General features: G+C 71.0%; 18 protein-coding genes, 1 tRNA gene and 1 other RNA gene. 15 read left to right on the top strand and 5 right to left on the bottom strand.

Translation table 11 applies throughout. The features are described from left to right. Positions 1–119: 119 nt before the first annotated feature. Entirely contained in the window at positions 120–242 is a 123-nt protein-coding gene (locus tag ACZ59A_RS27170; protein ID WP_470963397.1) for a hypothetical protein, read from the top strand. A gap of 66 nt (positions 243–308) precedes the next feature. On the opposite strand, the gene ACZ59A_RS27165 is transcribed toward ACZ59A_RS27170, so the two are convergent. Continuing rightward, positions 309–393: transfer RNA gene (locus tag ACZ59A_RS27165), tRNA-Ser, on the bottom strand. A gap of 74 nt (positions 394–467) precedes the next feature. Here ACZ59A_RS27165 and ffs point away from each other — a divergent pair. From ffs to ACZ59A_RS27115, 10 genes are all read left to right on the top strand, one after another. After that, an RNA gene (ffs, locus tag ACZ59A_RS27160) (signal recognition particle sRNA small type) lies at positions 468–562 on the top strand. Positions 563–622: 60 nt separating this feature from the next. Continuing rightward, positions 623–3,091, top strand: a complete 2,469-nt coding sequence (locus ACZ59A_RS27155; protein WP_470963394.1) for a DNA polymerase III subunit gamma and tau — start codon at positions 623–625, stop codon at positions 3,089–3,091. Between the two features lie 143 nt (positions 3,092–3,234). Continuing rightward, the gene (locus ACZ59A_RS27150) at positions 3,235–3,570 is read left to right on the top strand and encodes a YbaB/EbfC family nucleoid-associated protein (RefSeq protein WP_009716707.1); all 336 of its coding nucleotides are present in this window, start codon (positions 3,235–3,237) and stop codon (positions 3,568–3,570) included. Between the two features lie 189 nt (positions 3,571–3,759). Next, a complete protein-coding gene (recR, locus tag ACZ59A_RS27145) occupies positions 3,760–4,359 on the top strand; it encodes a recombination mediator RecR (protein WP_009716708.1) in 600 nt (199 codons plus the stop codon). Then, positions 4,352–5,017: a DUF5063 domain-containing protein gene (locus ACZ59A_RS27140; protein WP_470963389.1), complete on the top strand. Its 666-nt coding sequence runs from the start codon at positions 4,352–4,354 to the stop codon at positions 5,015–5,017. The genes recR and ACZ59A_RS27140 overlap by 8 nt, the downstream gene beginning before the upstream one ends. 284 nt (positions 5,018–5,301) lie before the next feature. Further along, on the top strand, positions 5,302–6,582 hold the full coding sequence (locus ACZ59A_RS27135; protein ID WP_009716710.1) for an aspartate kinase: 1,281 nt from the start codon (positions 5,302–5,304) through the stop codon (positions 6,580–6,582). After that, the gene (locus tag ACZ59A_RS27130; RefSeq protein ID WP_470963386.1) at positions 6,579–7,655 is read left to right on the top strand and encodes an aspartate-semialdehyde dehydrogenase; all 1,077 of its coding nucleotides are present in this window, start codon (positions 6,579–6,581) and stop codon (positions 7,653–7,655) included. The genes ACZ59A_RS27135 and ACZ59A_RS27130 overlap by 4 nt, the downstream gene beginning before the upstream one ends. Before the next feature lie 378 nt (positions 7,656–8,033). Then, the gene (locus tag ACZ59A_RS27125) at positions 8,034–8,615 is read left to right on the top strand and encodes a SigE family RNA polymerase sigma factor (protein WP_468043513.1); all 582 of its coding nucleotides are present in this window, start codon (positions 8,034–8,036) and stop codon (positions 8,613–8,615) included. Beyond that, positions 8,612–9,841, top strand: a complete 1,230-nt coding sequence (locus tag ACZ59A_RS27120; protein ID WP_470963383.1) for a hypothetical protein — start codon at positions 8,612–8,614, stop codon at positions 9,839–9,841. The genes ACZ59A_RS27125 and ACZ59A_RS27120 overlap by 4 nt, the downstream gene beginning before the upstream one ends. 70 nt (positions 9,842–9,911) lie before the next feature. Then, positions 9,912–10,790, top strand: coding sequence for an SURF1 family protein (locus ACZ59A_RS27115; protein ID WP_470963380.1), 879 nt, complete (start codon positions 9,912–9,914; stop codon positions 10,788–10,790). Here ACZ59A_RS27115 and ACZ59A_RS27110 read toward each other — a convergent pair. Further along, on the bottom strand, positions 10,678–12,558 hold the full coding sequence (locus ACZ59A_RS27110; RefSeq protein WP_470964428.1) for a S9 family peptidase: 1,881 nt from the start codon (positions 12,556–12,558) through the stop codon (positions 10,678–10,680). The genes ACZ59A_RS27115 and ACZ59A_RS27110 overlap by 113 nt on opposite strands. A gap of 129 nt (positions 12,559–12,687) precedes the next feature. On the opposite strand from ACZ59A_RS27110, the gene ACZ59A_RS27105 reads away from it, so the two are divergent. Further along, positions 12,688–13,062, top strand: a complete 375-nt coding sequence (locus tag ACZ59A_RS27105; RefSeq protein ID WP_470963377.1) for a nuclear transport factor 2 family protein — start codon at positions 12,688–12,690, stop codon at positions 13,060–13,062. Between the two features lie 124 nt (positions 13,063–13,186). Here ACZ59A_RS27105 and ACZ59A_RS27100 read toward each other — a convergent pair whose 3' ends face one another. Next, positions 13,187–14,464, bottom strand: a complete 1,278-nt coding sequence (locus tag ACZ59A_RS27100) for a cytochrome P450 (RefSeq protein ID WP_468043521.1) — start codon at positions 14,462–14,464, stop codon at positions 13,187–13,189. A gap of 293 nt (positions 14,465–14,757) precedes the next feature. Between ACZ59A_RS27100 and ACZ59A_RS27095 the strand changes: the two genes are divergently transcribed. Then, complete coding sequence (locus tag ACZ59A_RS27095; RefSeq protein WP_470964425.1) at positions 14,758–15,528, top strand: VOC family protein; 771 nt, start codon at positions 14,758–14,760, stop codon at positions 15,526–15,528. Positions 15,529–15,616: 88 nt separating this feature from the next. Next, positions 15,617–16,003 (top strand): VOC family protein, encoded by a 387-nt coding sequence (locus tag ACZ59A_RS27090; RefSeq protein ID WP_470963374.1) that lies wholly within the window; start codon positions 15,617–15,619, stop codon positions 16,001–16,003. Between the two features lie 68 nt (positions 16,004–16,071). Here ACZ59A_RS27090 and ACZ59A_RS27085 read toward each other — a convergent pair whose 3' ends face one another. Together ACZ59A_RS27085 and ACZ59A_RS27080 are read right to left on the bottom strand one after the other, a co-directional pair. Then, complete coding sequence (locus ACZ59A_RS27085; RefSeq protein WP_470963371.1) at positions 16,072–16,482, bottom strand: DnaJ family domain-containing protein; 411 nt, start codon at positions 16,480–16,482, stop codon at positions 16,072–16,074. Positions 16,483–16,553: 71 nt separating this feature from the next. After that, complete coding sequence (locus tag ACZ59A_RS27080) at positions 16,554–16,958, bottom strand: hypothetical protein (protein ID WP_470963368.1); 405 nt, start codon at positions 16,956–16,958, stop codon at positions 16,554–16,556. Between the two features lie 175 nt (positions 16,959–17,133). Here ACZ59A_RS27080 and ACZ59A_RS27075 point away from each other — a divergent pair, with 175 nt between their 5' ends. Then, a complete protein-coding gene (locus ACZ59A_RS27075; protein WP_470963365.1) occupies positions 17,134–17,619 on the top strand; it encodes a cation:proton antiporter regulatory subunit in 486 nt (161 codons plus the stop codon). The last annotated feature ends 6 nt before the right edge of the window (positions 17,620–17,625 follow it).

Here is a 17,625-nt window from a genome sequence, read left to right as displayed (position 1 = left end):
CCGCATCGACCGCTTGAAGCCCGACACCTGGAGAGCCTGTACCTCTCGGTGAGGCGGCAGGGCGGGGCACATGGCGAAGAACGTCGCTGCGTTGGCGAGGCCGCCATGGGTGGAAACGGATGGAAGAGGACGAAGCAGAGGTTGAGCGCTACTCCCTGGAAGAGGCGCAGCGTCTGCTGCTCGAAGTCAACAAGCGCCGGAACGCACCCCCTGTGGACAAAATCCAGAACAACGAGGGCTGAGGACACGTCGAAGGGCCCCACCGCGAGCGGTGGGGCCCTTCGACGTTGTGCCCGGTGAAGGCACGGCGGAGGATACGAGATTCGAACTCGTGAGGGGTTGCCCCCAACACGCTTTCCAAGCGTGCGCCCTAGGCCTCTAGGCGAATCCTCCGCTGGAGACTGTACAAGACGATCGGGAGTGCTCGCGAACTCGTTCCCACCCCGATCTATCCGCTAGGGTGGGGGCCAGCCCCTCACGTGGCGCTATCTCACCGAACTCCCCCAGGGCCGGAAGGCAGCAAGGGTAAGTGAGCTCTGGCGGGTGCGTGGGGGGCCCTTGCGTTGTGGAGGGGGACCCGGGCGGCGTCCGGATGTCGGTGGGCCCCGATATCGTCGTAAGCGTGTCGTCCCTCGCGCTGTACCGCCGCTACCGCCCCGAGACCTTTGCGGAGGTCATCGGGCAGGAGCATGTCACCGATCCCCTGCAGCAGGCGCTGCGCAACAACCGGGTCAACCACGCGTATCTGTTCAGTGGTCCGCGCGGCTGTGGCAAGACGACCAGTGCGCGCATCCTGGCCCGCTGTCTGAACTGTGAGAAGGGCCCCACCCCGGCGCCGTGCGGGGAGTGTCAGTCCTGCCAGGACCTCGCGCGGAACGGGCCCGGGTCGATCGATGTCATCGAGATCGACGCCGCCTCGCACGGTGGCGTGGACGACGCGCGGGAGCTGCGGGAGAAGGCGTTCTTCGGGCCCGCGTCGAGCCGCTACAAGATCTACATCATCGACGAGGCCCACATGGTCACCTCGGCGGGGTTCAACGCCCTGCTGAAGGTGGTCGAGGAGCCGCCGGAGCATCTGAAGTTCATCTTCGCGACCACCGAGCCGGAGAAGGTCATCGGCACCATCCGGTCGCGTACGCACCACTATCCGTTCCGGCTGGTGCCCCCGGGGACGCTCCGCGACTATCTGGGCGAGGTCTGCGGGCGCGAGGACATTCCGATCGAGGACGGGGTGCTGCCGCTGGTGGTGCGGGCGGGCGCCGGGTCCGTCCGGGACTCGATGTCGGTCATGGACCAGCTGCTCGCGGGCGCGAGCGAGGACGGCGTGACGTACGCCATGGCCACCTCGCTGCTCGGTTATACGGACGGCTCGCTGCTCGACGCGATCGTGGAGGCGTTCGCGGCGACCGACGGCGCGGCGGCCTTCGAGGTCGTGAACCGGGTGATCGAGGGCGGCAACGACCCCCGGCGCTTCGTCGCCGACCTGCTGGAGCGGCTGCGCGATCTGGTGATCCTCGCCGCCGTGCCGGACGCGGCGGACAAGGGGCTCATCGACGCCCCGGCCGATGTGGTCGAGCGGATGCAGGCGCAGGCGTCGGTCTTCGGCGGGGCCGAGCTGGGCCGGGCGGCCGATCTCGTCAACGAGGGGCTGACGGAGATGCGCGGCGCCACCTCGCCGCGGCTGCAGCTGGAGCTGATCTGCGCGCGGGTGCTGCTGCCCGCCGCCTTCGACGACGAGCGGTCCGTCCAGTCGCGGCTGGAGCGGCTGGAGCGGGGTGCCCTGGCGGGCGGCCTTGGTGGTGTCGGCGGCGCTGGCGGGGGTGCTGTCGGCGGTGGGCCCGGGCCTGCTGTGGGGTACGTACCGGGGCCGGACGCCCACGTTCCGGCCGGGCCCGCCGGCCCGGCGGCCGCCCGCGCGGCGATGGGGCGCGGGCCGGGCGCGGGTGCGCCTGAGGTACCCGAGGAGCCTGTGGTGCCTGAGGCGCACAGGGTGCCTGAGGTGCAGCCCGGCGGACAGGACGACGGGGCCGCAGGCGGGCCGCCCGTCGGTGGTGGTGCGCAGCCTGTCTCGGCTGACGGCCCCGGAGACAGTGGCGGTACGGACAGTGGGGCGCGGCGCCCCGGCGCCTGGCCTTCGGCGGGCGGCGGCGGAGGCGGCGGTACGGCCGGGCAGGCGGCGCCAAGCGGCGGGCAGCGGCCCGGTGCCTGGCCCACCAGCGCACAGCCCGGTGCGGGCGGCGGTGGGCAGCAGCCCGGCGGTTCGCCCGCGGCGGGCGGCGGGCAGCGGCCGGGGGCCTGGCCCACGAGCGCACAGCCTGGTGCGGGGGCGTCCACGCCCGCTCCCGCTCCCGGACCCGCGCCCGCGGCCGGACCGGGGGCGGCCGGGCAGGGGCGTCCCGCCGGTGGACCCGGCCAGCCGCAGCCGACTCCGGGCATGGCGCAGGGCGCCATGCAGGTGCGGCAGATGTGGCCGGACATCCTGGAGGCGGTCAAGAACCGCCGCCGCTTCACCTGGATCCTGCTGAGCCAGAACGCCACGGTCTCCGGCTTCGACGGCACGACCCTCCAGATCGGGTTCCCCAACGTGGGCGCCCGCGACAGCTTCGCCAACGGCGGCAGCGAGGACGTCCTGCGGCAGGCCCTCAGCGAGGCGATCGGCGTGCAGTGGCGCATCGAGGCGATCGTCGATCCCTCCGGTGGGCCGGGCGGGCCAGGCGGTCCGGGCGGCGGGCCCGGCGGGTCCGGGCCGGGAGCGTCCGGCGGTCCCGGCGGCTTCGGCGGCGGCGGAAGCGGAAGCGGCGGCTTCGGCGGAGGCGCAGGCGGCGGCCAGCCCGCACCGCCCCGGCAGCCCGCCCCCGCGCCCCCCTCCGCCCCCGCACCGGCGGCCCCGGCCCCGGCTCCCGCCCCCGCCGACGCGGGGCCGCCCCCCGAGGCGTCCGCGTACCGGGAGCCCGAGCCTCCGCCCGTCTCGCCGTACGACGACATGCCCGCCGAGGACGACCCGGATCTGGACGAGACCGCGCTGAGCGGGCACGACCTGATCGTGCGCGAGCTGGGCGCCACGGTCATCGAGGAGATCGCCAACGACTAGGCCGGGTGGGCCAGCGGCGTAGGACGAGCGGCCCGGATCCCGGGTGCGGATGTCTCCTCCGTACGGCGTAGGGCAAGGCGCCGTGGGAGCACGTAGGCTCGGGCTATCGAAGAGAACCGCAGTCGACAGCCAGGAGCGAACTCGTGATTCCCGGTGGTGGCCAGCCTGACATGCAGCAGCTGCTGCAGCAGGCGCAGAAGATGCAGCAGGACCTCGCCGCGGCCCAGGAGGAGCTGGCCCGTACCCCTGTCGAGGGGTCCTCGGGTGGTGGGCTGGTGAAGGCGACCGTGACCGGTGCCGGTGAGCTGCAGGGTCTGGTGATCGACCCGAAGGCGGTGGACCCGGAGGACACCGAGACCCTCGCGGACCTCGTCGTCGCGGCCGTCCGCGACGCGAACCATGTGGCGCAGGAACTGCAGCAGACGAAGCTCGGCCCGCTGGCGCAGGGGCTGGGCGGGATGCCGGGTCTGCCCTTCTGAGGCCGAAGGCCCGAGACTGAAGGTCTGAGACCGAGGGTCCGTATCCGGTCCGCCCCATGGGCCGGACGGGCCCGGGCGGCAGGGCCGGACGGACCGGCCCGACGGGCGCTGTGCCCCGTTTCGACCGGTGCAACCGAAAATTCATATGCAGTACAGCCACCGCGCGGCGGCGCGAGATTGGATGCAGGCGTGTACGAGGGCGTGGTCCAGGACCTCATCGACGAGTTGGGCAGGCTGCCCGGCGTCGGTCCCAAGAGCGCGCAGCGGATCGCCTTCCACATCCTCCAGTCCGAGCCCACCGATGTCCGCCGCCTCGCTCACGCGCTGACCGAGGTCAAGGAGAAGGTGCGGTTCTGCGCGGTGTGCGGGAACGTCGCCGAGGCCGAGCAGTGCCGGGTCTGCCAGGATCCGCGCCGCGACCCCGCGGTCATCTGCGTGGTCGAGGAGCCCAAGGACGTGGTCGCGATCGAGCGGACCCGCGAGTTCCGCGGCCGCTATCACGTGCTCGGCGGGGCGATCAGCCCCATCGAGGGCGTGGGTCCGGACGATCTGCGGATCAGGGAGCTGCTGGCCCGGCTCGCGGACGGGACGGTCACCGAGCTGATCCTGGCCACCGATCCGAATCTGGAGGGTGAGGCCACCGCCACGTACCTCGCGCGCATGATCAAGCCCATGGGCCTGAAGGTCACACGCCTGGCCAGTGGTCTTCCCGTCGGGGGAGACCTGGAGTATGCCGACGAGGTCACGCTGGGTCGTGCCTTCGAAGGGAGAAGACTTCTCGATGTCTGACGCAACGTTGCACGACGCCCACCCGGACCCCGACGACTTCGCGGTCCAGATCGCCGATCAGATCGAGAGTTTCATCGTCGCGGTCACCGAGGTCGCCAAGGGCGACGAACCGGCCAGCGCCGTGCCGTTCCTGCTGCTCGAACTCTCCCAGCTGATCCTCGCCGGCGGGCGGCTCGGCGCGCACGAGGACTTCGTACCGGATGAGCGGTACGAGCCGGACGCCGGTCCGGAGCCGGACGTCGACGAGCTGCGGGAGCGGTTCGCCCGGCTGCTGGAGCCGGTGGACGTCTACTCGGAGGTCTTCGACCCGTACGTACCGCGCAGCGAGCCCGTCCCCTGCCGCATCTCCGACGACCTCGCCCTGATCATCACGGATCTGCGGCACGGCATGGCGCACTACCGCGAGGGCAGGGTCAGCGAGGCGCTGTGGTGGTGGCAGTTCTCGTACCTCTCCAACTGGGGTACGACCGCCTCCGCCGCCCTGCGCGCGCTCCAGTCGCTCGTCGCGCACGTACGGCTGGACAGCCCGCTGGACGAGCTGGACGGGCTGGACACGGACAGCAGCGCGGGCGGTGACGAGGCGCTGGCGGAGGAGGCCGGCCGGGTCATGGCCGCGGAGATCGCCGAGCCGCTGGGACTGCGCTCCCTGCGCCCCTGAGAGCCCACCGGGAGGTCCGCGGGGCGCCCGCGCGCCCTGTGAGCTGGGTTACGTTCCCGTGTGCTTCGCCAGGAAGCGGGCAGGGTTCGTCGCTGAACGAGTGGTACGGGATGCCAGGAGTATCCGCGGTACGGGGACGTTGTGCCGCATGATCCCCCGGGTCCGTCTGGTCCGTCCTGGTCAGGTGGTGAGGCGTGTGTCTCGCTATCTGATATCGGGAGGGTACTTTCCGGCCGCTCGCTAAACTGAGCCGACCGCATTATTGAGATCTGCGAGGAGCGCACGTGGGCCTTGTCGTGCAGAAGTACGGAGGCTCCTCCGTTGCCGATGCCGAGGGCATCAAGCGGGTCGCCAAGCGAATCGTCGAAGCCAAGAAGAACGGCCACCAGGTGGTCGTCGTGGTTTCCGCGATGGGCGACACGACGGACGAGCTGATCGATCTCGCCGAGCAGGTATCCCCGATTCCTACTGGGCGCGAGTTCGACATGCTGCTGACCGCGGGAGAGCGAATCTCCATGGCGTTGCTGGCCATGGCGATCAAAGACCTCGGTCACGAGGCGCTGTCGTTCACCGGCAGCCAGGCAGGAGTCATCACCGACGCGGTCCACAACAAAGCGCGGATCATCGATGTCACGCCCGGGCGCATCCGCGATGCGCTCGAACTGGGCGCCGTCGCGATCGTCGCGGGCTTCCAGGGCGTGTCCCAGGAGAGCAAGGACATCACCACCCTCGGCCGGGGCGGCTCGGACACCACCGCGGTGGCCCTGGCCGCGGCCCTGGAGGCCGAGGTGTGCGAGATCTACACCGACGTGGACGGGGTTTTCACCTCCGACCCGCGTGTGGTGAAGAAGGCTCGCAAGATCAACGAAATCCCGTACGAGGACATGCTGGAGCTCGCCGCGAGCGGCTCCAAGGTGCTGCATCTGCGCTGTGTGGAGTACGCGCGCCGGTACAACATCCCCATTCACGTACGGTCGTCGTTCTCCGGCCATCAGGGCACCTGGGTGCGCAATCGGCAGGAAGCGGGAGAAGGAGAAGAAGGCATGGAGCAGGCGATCATCTCCGGGGTCGCACACGACACGTCCGAGGCCAAGGTCACGGTCGTCGGGGTGCCGGACAAGCCGGGTGAGGCCGCGGCCATCTTCCGCACGATCTCGGACGCCGAGATCAACATCGACATGGTGGTGCAGAACGTCTCCGCCGCGTCGACCGGGCTGACCGACATCTCCGTCACGCTGCCCAAGACGGACGGCCACCGGGCGATGGAGGCGCTGACCAAGGCGAAGCCGCAGATCGGCTTCGACTCGCTGCGCTACGACGACCAGATCGCCAAGATCTCGCTGATCGGTGCCGGGATGCGGACCAACCCGGGCGTGACCGCGACCTTCTTCGAGGCGCTGTCGAACGCCGGGGTCAACATCGAGCTGATCTCGACCTCCGAGATCCGGATCTCGGTCGTCACCCGCGCCGACGACGTGAAGGACGCGGTCCGCGCCGTGCACAGCGCGTTCGGGCTGGACAGCGACAGCGTCGAGGCAGTTGTGTACGGAGGGACCGGCCGATGACCCGGGCCGGCGGTGCCGGTGGCCGGAAGCCGACGCTTGCCGTCGTCGGTGCGACCGGTGCCGTCGGCACCGTCATGCTCTCGATCCTGTCCGAGCGGGCCGACGTCTGGGGCGAGATCCGGCTGATCGCGTCCCCGCGTTCGGCCGGCCGGAAGCTGACCGTCCGGGGCGAGCAGGTCGAGGTCGTCGCGCTGGGCGAGGAGGCCTTCGAGGGCGTCGACGTCGCGATGTTCGACGTCCCCGACGAGGTCTCGGCCCAGTGGGCGCCGATCGCGGCCAGCAAGGGCGCGGTCGTCGTGGACAACTCCGGCGCCTTCCGGATGGACCCGGACGTGCCGCTGGTCGTGCCCGAGGTGAACGCGCACGCGGCGCGCGTCCGGCCGCGCGGCATCATCGCCAACCCGAACTGCACCACGCTGTCGATGATCGTCGCGATGGGCGCGCTGCACGCCGAGTTCGGGCTGAGCGAGCTGATCGTCTCCTCGTACCAGGCGGTCTCCGGCGCGGGCAAGGAGGGCATCGACGCGCTGCGTGAGCAGATCGCGCTGGTGGCCGGTACGGAGCTGGGTACGCACCCGGGCGACGTACGGCGGGCGGTCGGCGAGACGGGGCCGTTCCCGGCGCCGATGGCGCTCAACGTGGTGCCGTTCGCGGGCTCGCTCAAGGAGGACGGCTGGTCCTCGGAGGAGCTGAAGGTACGGAACGAGTCCCGCAAGATCCTGGGGCTGCCGGGCCTGCGGGTCACCGCGACCTGTGTGCGCGTGCCCGTGATCACCACCCACTCGCTGACCGTGCACGCGCGGTTCGAGAACGACGTCACGGTGGAGGCGGCGCACGAGATCCTGGCCGGTGCGCCGGGTGTGGTGCTGTGCGACAACCCGGCGGAGGGCGAGTTCCCGACGCCCGCCGATGTCGTGGGCACCGACCCGACGTGGGTCGGCCGGGTGCGGCGCTCGATGGACGACCCGAAGGCGCTCGAACTCTTCGTGTGCGGCGACAACCTCCGGAAGGGCGCGGCGCTCAACACCGCGCAGATCGGTGAGGTCATCGCGGCCGAGCTGACCGCCGCGTAGCGCCCCCTCCGCACGTGGCGCACCGCACAGGGTGCACGCCCCGGATAATGTGAATATCCTGTGATCTGGTCAATGGCCTGGACCAGTTGGTCCGGGCCGATGGCCCGTCCGACGTACCGCTCCCCGCTTGCTGCAACCGACAGCGAGCGGGGAGCGTCTTTCTGGTCGCCCACCCGTGGGCGCTGTGAAAACTGGGCATTGGGGAGAGTTGGGGCGCATGGGGGGATCTGGTGCAGCGTCAAAAGCGGTGCCTCGCGCGTACAACCCTGACGGGGGGCAGCGTGTCCAACAGACGTGGCAGAGGCATTCGGCATCGCAACGGTTCCAGGGCGCGGCGGCACGGCAGTGCGGCCCCCGCGTCCGCGCACATCAGGCGGCATGCCGGTGATCGCGCCATGGTCGACCGCCCGCCCTGCGCCCCTCGCGGCAGGGCGCGAGGACGCTGACGACGCGATGGCGATGGCAGCGGGGACCACAGTCGATCACCTCACCGAGACCTACCGCGCCCATTACCGGTCGCTGCTCGGGCTCGCCGCGCTCCTCCTCGACGACACCGCGTCCTGCGAGGACGTGGTGCAGGAGGCGTTCATCCGCGTGCACTCGGCGCGCCGAAGAGTCCGCGATCCGGAGAAGACCCTCGCCTATCTGCGGCAGACCGTCGTCAACCTCTCCCGCTCCGCGCTGCGCCGCCGCATCCTCGGGCTGAAGCTGCTCTCCAAGCCGATGCCGGACATGGCCAGTGCCGAGGAAGGCGCGTACGACCAGCTGGAGCGCGACCAATTGATCAAGGCGATGAAGGGGCTGCAGCGCCGCCAGCGCGAGGTCCTTGTGCTGCGCTACTTCGCCGACATGACCGAGGCCCAGGTGGCCGAGACGCTGGGCATATCGCTCGGCTCGGTCAAGGCGTACGGCTCGCGCGGCATCGCGGCCCTCCGCGTCGCCATGGAGGCTCCCGCATGAACCACGAGAACGACACGCCGGGCCCGGAGGACCCCGACCGGAAGGCCGGCCGCGAGCCGCTGAAGGCCGTCCCCGACGGCACGGGTTCGGACGACGCGGGTTCGGGCGGCACGGGTTCGGGCGACACGGGTCGGGACGGCGCGGGTTCGGGCGACACGGGTCGGGATGGCACCGGTCCGGACGGCACCGGTACGGACGACGCGGGTGACGTGGACGAGCAGGCGCTACGGCGGATGCTGCACCACGCGGTGGACGACCTGGAGCCGACCGCGCGCTCCCTGGAGCATCTGCGGCGCGCCGTGCCCGCCCGCCGGGCGCGGCGCCGCCAGGCCCTGGTCGGGGCCGTGGCGGCGGTGGTGCTGGGCGGCGCCGCGCTGCCCGCCCTGGTGCACGTCACGTCCGCGAGCAACGCCTCGAACGACCGCCCGGCCAACGCGGCCAGCAGCCATCGCACCCCCCATGAGGGCGACAGCAGCGGGCGCGGTGAGGGCAGCGGCGGCAAGGACCCCGACGGGCCCTCCGACAAGGCCCGGACGGACGGCCACGGCGACAAGGGCAAGGACGGTAAGAAGGGCGAGGACCAGCCGTCCAAGGGCGCCCAGGGCGGCGACTCGGGCGGCACCGCCCCCGACCCCTCCAGCACGCTGAACGCGACCTCGCCCACCTGCTCCCGCACCCAGCTCGGCGGCAGCGGCGGTTCGACGGGGACGGCGGACGCCGAGGGCCGGATCTACGGCTCGTTCCGCGTCGCGAACACCTCCGGTCAGGCATGCATGGTCGAGGGCGACGGCGCCTTCGGCGTGGCCGCGCAGGGCGGAGCGGACCCCGCGAAGGTCTTCTTCGTCGATCACACGGCGGGGGACGCGGCCAGCGGGCTGCCCGACCCGGCCACCGAGCCGGGCACGCTGATCCTCCAGCCCGGCCAGGCGTACGAGGTCCGGTTCGCGTGGATCCCGGCGTCGGGCGGCGGCACCAGCGGATGCCCCACCTCCGGCGACGGCACACCGACCGCCAGCCCCTCCCCGAACGCCGGCGACGGCCCGGCGGACCAGCCCGGCTCGGGCGACCCGAGCGGCTCCCCGGGTGGCGGCGGTGGCGAGCAGCCTGCCGCGAGTGTCCAGGTCAGCTATACGCCGGAGGCGGGCGAGCCCGCGGTCGGCAGCGTGACCCTGAGCGGCGCCTGCGCGGGGACGGTCTACGGCACCGGCCTGCTGGCCTCCTCCTGAGCCTCCGCCCGGCGGTGTGAAGCCGGGGCCCGCCGCCGGGGGCCCGCCGTGGGGCCCGTACCGTGGGGGTGTGTATCGGTTTCTGCTGACACCCCGCTGGTGGGTGATCAACGTGTTCACCGTGGTGGCGATCCCGTTCTGCCTCTTCATGGGCAGCTGGCAGCTCAGCCGCTTCGAGGCGCGCATCGACACGCACGAGCAGCAGCAGCGCGATGCCTCCGGGGCCGAGGAGGCCGCGGCGAAGCCGCTGCGCGACCTGCTGCCGGTCACCACGGAGACCTCCGGGCGGCGGGCGACCGCCACCGGCCGGTACGACACCGAACACCAACTCCTCGTTCCCGACCGGCGGCTCGGCGACCGGACCGGCTTCTATGTGCTGACGCTGCTGCGCGTCGATGGGGGCAAGGCGCTGCCCGTCGTCCGCGGCTGGCTGCCCGGGGACGCCTCCGCCAAGGCCGACACCGCCGGGGTGCCCGCGCCGCCGTCCGGCCGGGTCACGGTCACCGGGGCACTCCAGGCGACCGAGCACGAGGGCAGCGGCGGGGTGAGCACGAGCGGCGCCCTGCCACGCGGTCAGCTGGGCATGATCAGCGATGCCTCGCTGGTCAATCTGGTGCCGTACACGGTGTACGACGCGTGGATCACCTCCTCCCAGGCGCCCGGGGCCCTCAAGCCGGTGCCCCCCGTCGTGGCGGCGGGCACCGGGCTGGACCTCAAGGCGTTCCAGAACCTCGGCTACACCGGTGAGTGGTTCGTCTTCGCGGGCTTCGTGGTCTTCATGTGGTTCCGGCTTTTCCGGCGCGAGGTCGAGGCCGCCCACGACCTCGCGCTGGGCATCACTCCGGACGGGCCCGCGGCTCCTCCGGCCGGGCCGCGGCCGGACCGCGCCCCGGACCCGCAGGACTCAGATGACGCTGAGCGAAATCGATCTCCAAGCGCAACTGCTTGATCCGCTCCTCGACCACGAGCGAGCCGTGGCCCGCGTCGTAGCGGTACACCTCGTGCGGGGCGCCGCGCTGCTGCAGCCGCTCCACATAGTTGTCGATCTGCCGTATCGGACAGCGCGGATCGTTCACCCCGGCCGAGATGTAGACCGGCGCCCGTACCTGGTCCACGTAGGTGAGCGGGGAGGACGCCGCGAAGCGCTCCGGGACCTCCTCCGGGGTGCCCCCGAGGAGCGTGCGGTCCATCGCCTTCAGGGCCTCCATCTCGTCGTGGTAGGCCGTCACATAGTCCGCGACCGGGACCGCGGCCAGGCCCAGCGCCCAGACCTCGGGCTCGGTGCCCACTCCCAGGAGCGTCAGATAGCCGCCCCAGGAGCCGCCGGACAGCACCAGCCGCTCGGGGTCGGCCAGCCCTGAGGCCACCGCCCACTCCCGGACCGCCGCGATGTCCTCCAGCTCGATCAGCCCGACCCGGTGCTTGAGCGCGTCCGTCCAGGCCCGTCCGTACCCGGTGGAGCCGCGGTAGTTGACCCGGACGACGGCGAAACCGTGGTCGACCCAGGCCGCCGGGCCCGCCGCGAACGAGTCGCTGTCGTGCCAGGTCGGCCCGCCGTGGATGTCGAAGACGGTGGGGAAGGGGCCCTCGCCCTCGGGCTTCTGCACCAGCGCGTGCACCCGCCCGCCCGGTCCGTCCACCCAGGCGTCGGTGACCGGCACCGATACGGGGGCCTTGAGCCCCGGCGGGTCGAGCACGGTCCGCCCGCTCGTCGACCGCACCTGCGGCGGCTGCTCGGCCGAGGACCACAGGAACTCGATCGTGCCGTCCGGCCGCGCGGAGGCCCCCGCGATCGTCCCGGCCGGGGTCTCGACGCGGGTCAGCTCGCCGGAGGCCAGCTCATACCGCCACAGCTCGCCGCGCGCCTGGTGGTCGTGGGAGACCAGCAGCGCCGAGCCGTCCGGGAACCAGTCCGCGCCGACGTCGCCCGGCAGGTCGATGGCCAGGGCCGTCTCCACCCCCGTCAGCGGATCCCACACCATCGGCTCCCACCGGCCCCGCCGCTGGTGCCCGACCAGCAGCCGGGTGTCCCCGGCGACCGGCGCGAAGCCCATGATGGACAGGCCCAGCTCCTCGGTGCCGCCCTTGGTGTCGTCCAGCTCCGCGACCGCCGTGCCGTCCAGCCGGACGACCCGGAGCGCCGAGTGCATGGCGTCGCCGTGCTCGGTGTGCTCGACCGCGATCAGCGTCCCGTCGTGCGACAGGTCGCCCACTCCGGCCGACTCCCGGTGCCGGTAGATCTCCCGGGGCTCGGCCCCCGGCGCCACCACATGGATCGTCGAGCCCTCCTCGTCCGTGGACCGGCCGACGACCGCCGTGCCGTCCCGGCCGAGCACGAGGCCCGCCGGATAGGAGGGTTCGAGACCGGGCGCCGCGGGCTCGTCCGCCCCCTGGCTCCCGCCCTCGCCGCCTTCGGCGCCCTGGCCGCCGTCGCCGCCTGCGCCGCCTTCGAAGGGCTGGCGCAGCCACACCCCGAACTCATCACCATCGGTATCCGAGAACCACCAGATCCACCGGCCGTCCGGCGTCAGCACCCCGTCCGTCGTCCCGTTCGGCCGGTCCGTCACCTGCCGTTGCGCGCCGGTCGCGCGATCCCATGCGTACAGCTCGTATGTGCCCGTGGCGTTCGAGACGAACAGCGACCGGTCCGGGGCGTCCTCCGCCCACTCCGGCAACCCCACTCGCGGTGCCCGAAACCGCTTTTCCCAGTCCGGCATGGACTCCGTGCTCTCAGTCATGACCCCATTCTGCGCCGCACCCCGACATCCGCGCTGGCGTCCCCTCGCGCCTGTGGATAACGTTCGCGGCGGGCATGGACAGACGGGCCGCAGACGGAGGGGGAGACGATGAGCGACATAGCCGCGACTGTGGAGACATACTGGGCGACGGCCCAGGCCAGAGACTGGAGGGCGTTCGGCGCGACCCTCGCCGACGACGTGCGCTACGAGCTTCCGCAGACCCGGGAGCGGGTGGACGGCCGGGATGGCGTGGTCCGCTTCAACGCCGAGCAGCTCGGCGAGTGGAGCCTGGAGGTCGAGCGCGTTGTCGCCGACACCAACCAGGCGGTCTCCTGGGTCGAGTTCAGCGACGAGGAGGAGGAGATGCAGGGCATCAGCTTCTTCACCTCGGCACCGGACGGCAGGATCCAGACCATTACCGAATTCTGGCCCCGTGCGGATGAGCCGCCGGCCGGGCGTGAGCAACTCACCGAGCGCTTCTGACGGATCCCCAAGCCCCCGTCTCCCCGTAACCACCCCGTGAATTCCCCGCCCTCGCCCCCTTCTCTCCCCGCCCCTTCCCGTCCCCTTTCCTTCCCCGATCCCCTCCCGCCCCTCCCGCGCTCGCCTAACGCAGTGTCACCGGCAGCGTGTCGACGCCGTAAACGATGGACAGCTTCCGGAACTTGAGCTTCTCGGCATCCGTGGCCAGCCGCATCTCCGGGAATCGCCGGACCAGAGCGGGATAGGCCGCCCGGAGTTCCATCTTGGCCAGTTCGGCACCGATGCAGCGGTGAATTCCGTGGCCGAAGGCCAGGTGGGACGGCGTCTGCCGGTGCGGATCGACCCGTTCCATATCCGGCCCCAGCTTCTCGTCGCGATTCGCTCCGCTCAGCGAGCACAGCACCAGATCACCGGCGGAAATCTTGGTGCCCGCTATCTCCATGTCCTCGCGCGCGAACCGCGGGAACGCCACCTGGACGACGGAGAGATAGCGCAGCAGCTCATCCACGAAACGGTCGACGACCTCGTCCTGGTCGCGTATCGCCGCGAACTGTTCGGGGGCCTGGAGCAGCACGAGCGTGCCCAGCGCCAGCATGCTCGCGGTGGTTTCCAGACCGCCGGTCAACACCCCGTCGGCCAGCCCCGCCAGCTCCTGGTCGTCGATTTCGTCGCCGTGCTCCTTCACCAGCATGCCGAGCAGCCCGTCACCCGGTTCTTCGCGCTGCTTGCGAACGATTCCGTGCAGATACGCCAGTGAGTCCGACATGGCGCCGAAGGACGCGTTCGCGCCGCCGAACAGATCGAACCGTGCGGTGCTGTGCCGCTGGAAGTCGTCGCGGTCCTCGTACGGAACGCCGAGCAGTTCGCAGATGACGAGGGCCGGAATGGGGAGCGCGAACATCTCCACCAGGTCGACCGGGCCCTCGGCCGCGGCCATCTCGTCCAGGCGCTCCTCCACGATGGCGTGGATGCGCGGGGTGAGCCTGCTGAGCCGCCGCATGGTGAATTCGGGCGTCAGCAGCCGTCGCAGTCTCGTATGCGTCGGTGGATCGCTGAAGCCGAGACCACCGGGGTTCTGCTGTTCGGCGACACCGATGTTCTTCTCGGCGAGGTTGGTGAAGTCGGAGCTGAATCCCTTCGCCTTTCCGAGCACCTCCTTGGTCTCGTCATAACCGGTGACGAGCCAGCCGTTGATCCCGAAAGGGAGCCATATCTTGCTGATGGGTTCCTTTGCCCGGGTTTTGGCGAGATCGGCCACGGGGTCGAGTCCGTCGCGCTTCAGCGGTGCCAGCGTGGCATCCGGAAGAAACGACATCTTGGACAGATCGAACCCGTTCTTCTGAATCTTCGTGAAGTACTTGCGGCCAAGCCACGTGACGATGTTCGAGCGGAGATTCGACATGGGCGCAATACTGCCCTGCCGTGGCGGGTCGTCCGTGACACGTTGGCGGACGCGCCCCGGTGTGATGTACCACAGCCGTGCCGCGGCCGCTCTCCGGGGCGCCCGGCGAACAGTGCGGTGGCGCGGGTCGGGGGATCGGAGGAAAGTGAAGATATCGGGCGTGACGCGCGGGCGATGACGGCTGCTCGCGGAATTGCCGGGCGTGGCGAGGGACGCGGAGTGAGCGGAGTGAGGTGAGCGGCTTGCGGGAGAGGTTCCGCGCTGTCCAGGGAGCACCCTGCTGGGTGAGCCTGATGGCAGCCGATCTGGACCGCGCGCACGCTTTCTACGGAGATCTCTTCGGCTGGACGTTCCGGCCCACGCGGTACGGGCACGGCCGCTACACGATCGCCTGCACCGACGATGGCGTAGCGACGGTCGGCATCGGCGCGTCGGCCCCGTCGGCGGATGTGACGCTTCCCGTCACCTGGACGACGTACTTCGCGGCGGACAGTGCGGACGAGGTGGCCTGGCGCGTCCAGGAACGCGGGGGCACGGTGGCGGTCGGGCCGCTGGAATTCGGTAATGGCCGGGTGGCCTGGGCGGCCGATCCGGACGGCGCCGTCTTCGGTATCTGGGAGGGTGATCTCACCTCCGCCTGGTGGGGCGAGCGCAGGCCGGGCGCGCCCGTGTGGCTGGAATTGCGTACGCGTGACGCGTTCGAGGCGGCGCTTTTCTACGGCCATGTCTTCGGCTGGGACGCCCAGGCGCGGGAGCGGTGCGACGTCCGCTTCGAGCATGACCGGGTGGTCCTGCATATCGACGGGAAAGCGGTTGCCGGGCTGCGCGGCGGCGCCCTGGAGGCCGCCCCCGATCCGAATGTGCGGCCCCGCTGGCATGCCTATTTCCAGGTCGAGGATGTCGATCGGGTCGCCGAACGCACCGTGGAACTGGGCGGAAGCGTCGTTTCCCCGCCCGTCGACACCCCCTATGGCCGCATCGCGGCGCTCCGTGACGCGGAGGGCGGAATCTTCAGCGTGGCGGCGGGCCGGAGGGACTCGACGGGTGAGCGGGACGGTGCCTAGGATCGGAGATACGGCATCGCGTGTCGGTCACCGGCTGGGTGAGGCATGGAGGTGCCCGTGAGATTGCCTTAATTGGAGGCATTCCACAGTGTCAGTCGAGCTCAATCACACGATCGTCCACTCCCGGGACAACCGGGAATCCGCCGAATTCCTGGCCGGCATTCTGGGCCTGGAGGTGGGGGACGCCTGGGGCCCGTTCATACCGGTCTCCACCAGCAATGGGGTCACCCTGGACTTCGCCAGTATCCCCGCCGAGTCGATCACCATGCAGCACTACGCGTTCCTCATCTCCGACGAGGAGTTCGACGCGGCGTTCCAGCGGATACGGGAGCAGGGCATCACGTATTACGCCGATCCGCACGGTAAGCAGCCGGGCGAGATCAACCACCACTACGGCGGCCGCGGGCTGTACTTCATGGACCCGGCCGGTCATGGCATGGAGATCATCACCCGGCCCTACGGCAACGAGGAGTAGCCCTCCCGAGGGCGGTCCGGTGTGGCCGGGGCCCTGCGCCCCGGCCACACCGGCACGGTCGGCCCTGGTCAGCCCTGTTCTTCCGGCTGCCGCTCCCGCCACTTCCGGACGATCTCGTCGGCGTCGAAGGGCGCCAGATTGAGCGGGGGACCTGGGGGAGGGCGCCGGATCGCTGCGCGGATCTTGTCGTTGACCTCCGAGATGATCTTCCGTACGGCCTGCTCCGACGGTGCATCCGCGGCGGCCGCGAGCGCGTCCTCCGCCTCCTTGCGCAGCACGAGTGTCGGTGGCAGGAACGACAGACCCTCGCGGCTCATCTTGTCCTTGACCCACCACAGTTCGTCATACGGCCTGTTCAGGTGGGGGAGTGGCTTGCCGATGCCCGGCAGGCCGGCGAAGTCTCCGCGCTCCTCCGCTTCCCGGATCTGCCGGTCGGCCCATGTCTCGAAGCTGATGCCCGGTGGCTTGCGCTCGGTCATGGTGCCATTGTTCCCCCGAGCCGGGCTTCGCGGAACGCGGCGCCCGGCCGTCGTCACGACCCGGCCCCCGCTCAGCGGTCGCGCGGCGTGATGCGCCGGTAGCCCGCCCGGGCGTTGACGACGCGGGCGCAGGCCGTGCCGACGACGGTCGCGCCGAGCAGACACCCGAGCCAGGTGGAGTCGCGGTCGCCCGCCCAGGTCAGCTCCCCCGAGGGCGGGATGGCGAAGGCGTTGAGGAACAGCCAGCACAGCACCGCAGTCCCCGGCGCCGCCACGAACCGCGCGCACAGCCCGAGCACGGCGGCGAACAGGGACAGCGCGATCAGGGCGAGCGTCGGTCGGCCATGGCCGCCGAGCGAGTTGAGGACGGCCACCAGCAGCAGCGCCCCGGCGAAGGCCGCCGACCAGACGACCGGGGTGGCGACGGGCTCGGGAACGGGCCTCATACCGACGCTGAGCTGCCGCCACTCGATCATGATCACCGTCTTTCTCGCGCGTCTCCCGGGCGTACGGACACCCGAACGCGGATTGTTCCACCGGGCCTCCGAGCACTTTCCGCCATTACTTACTCTTTACCATTTGTTACGGTGGGCGAACGACACTACGACCCGCGCGACCAGCACCAAGGCGCGCACGAACGAGGGGATCGCTGTGGGTGTTCCGCGGTTGAGCAGTACGCCGTTGCCGGGCATTGGAGTCCGTTACGACCTGACGACGCGGGACCAAGGGCGGCTGTCGGTCGTCGCGCACCGCGACGGCGGGCGGACGCTGAGCGCGTACCGCCGGGAGGATCCCGACGAATGCGCCCTGGCCACGCGGCTCACCCCGGGCGAGGCGGAGGCGCTCATCAGCGCGCTGATGCCCGCGCACCACAGCCCCACGCTGCTGTCCACGACCGAGCTGGGGCTGGTCGCCGAGCGGATCGAGCTGTCCCCGTACTCGTACTGGAACGGGCGGGTGCTGGGCGAGACGCGGACGCGCACCGAGACCGGCACCTCCATCGTGGCCGTGCTGCGCCGGGCGGACGCCATCCCGTCCCCGGCCCCGGACTTCCGGCTGGCGGGCGGCGACATTCTGATCGTGATCGGCACACGCGAGGGCGTGGAAGCCGCCGCGGCGATATTGGGGCGGGAGTGACAGACG

This window comes from Streptomyces sp. NPDC040405 (genome assembly GCF_055595765.1).
This window is presented reverse-complemented; position numbering and strand designations above follow the sequence as displayed.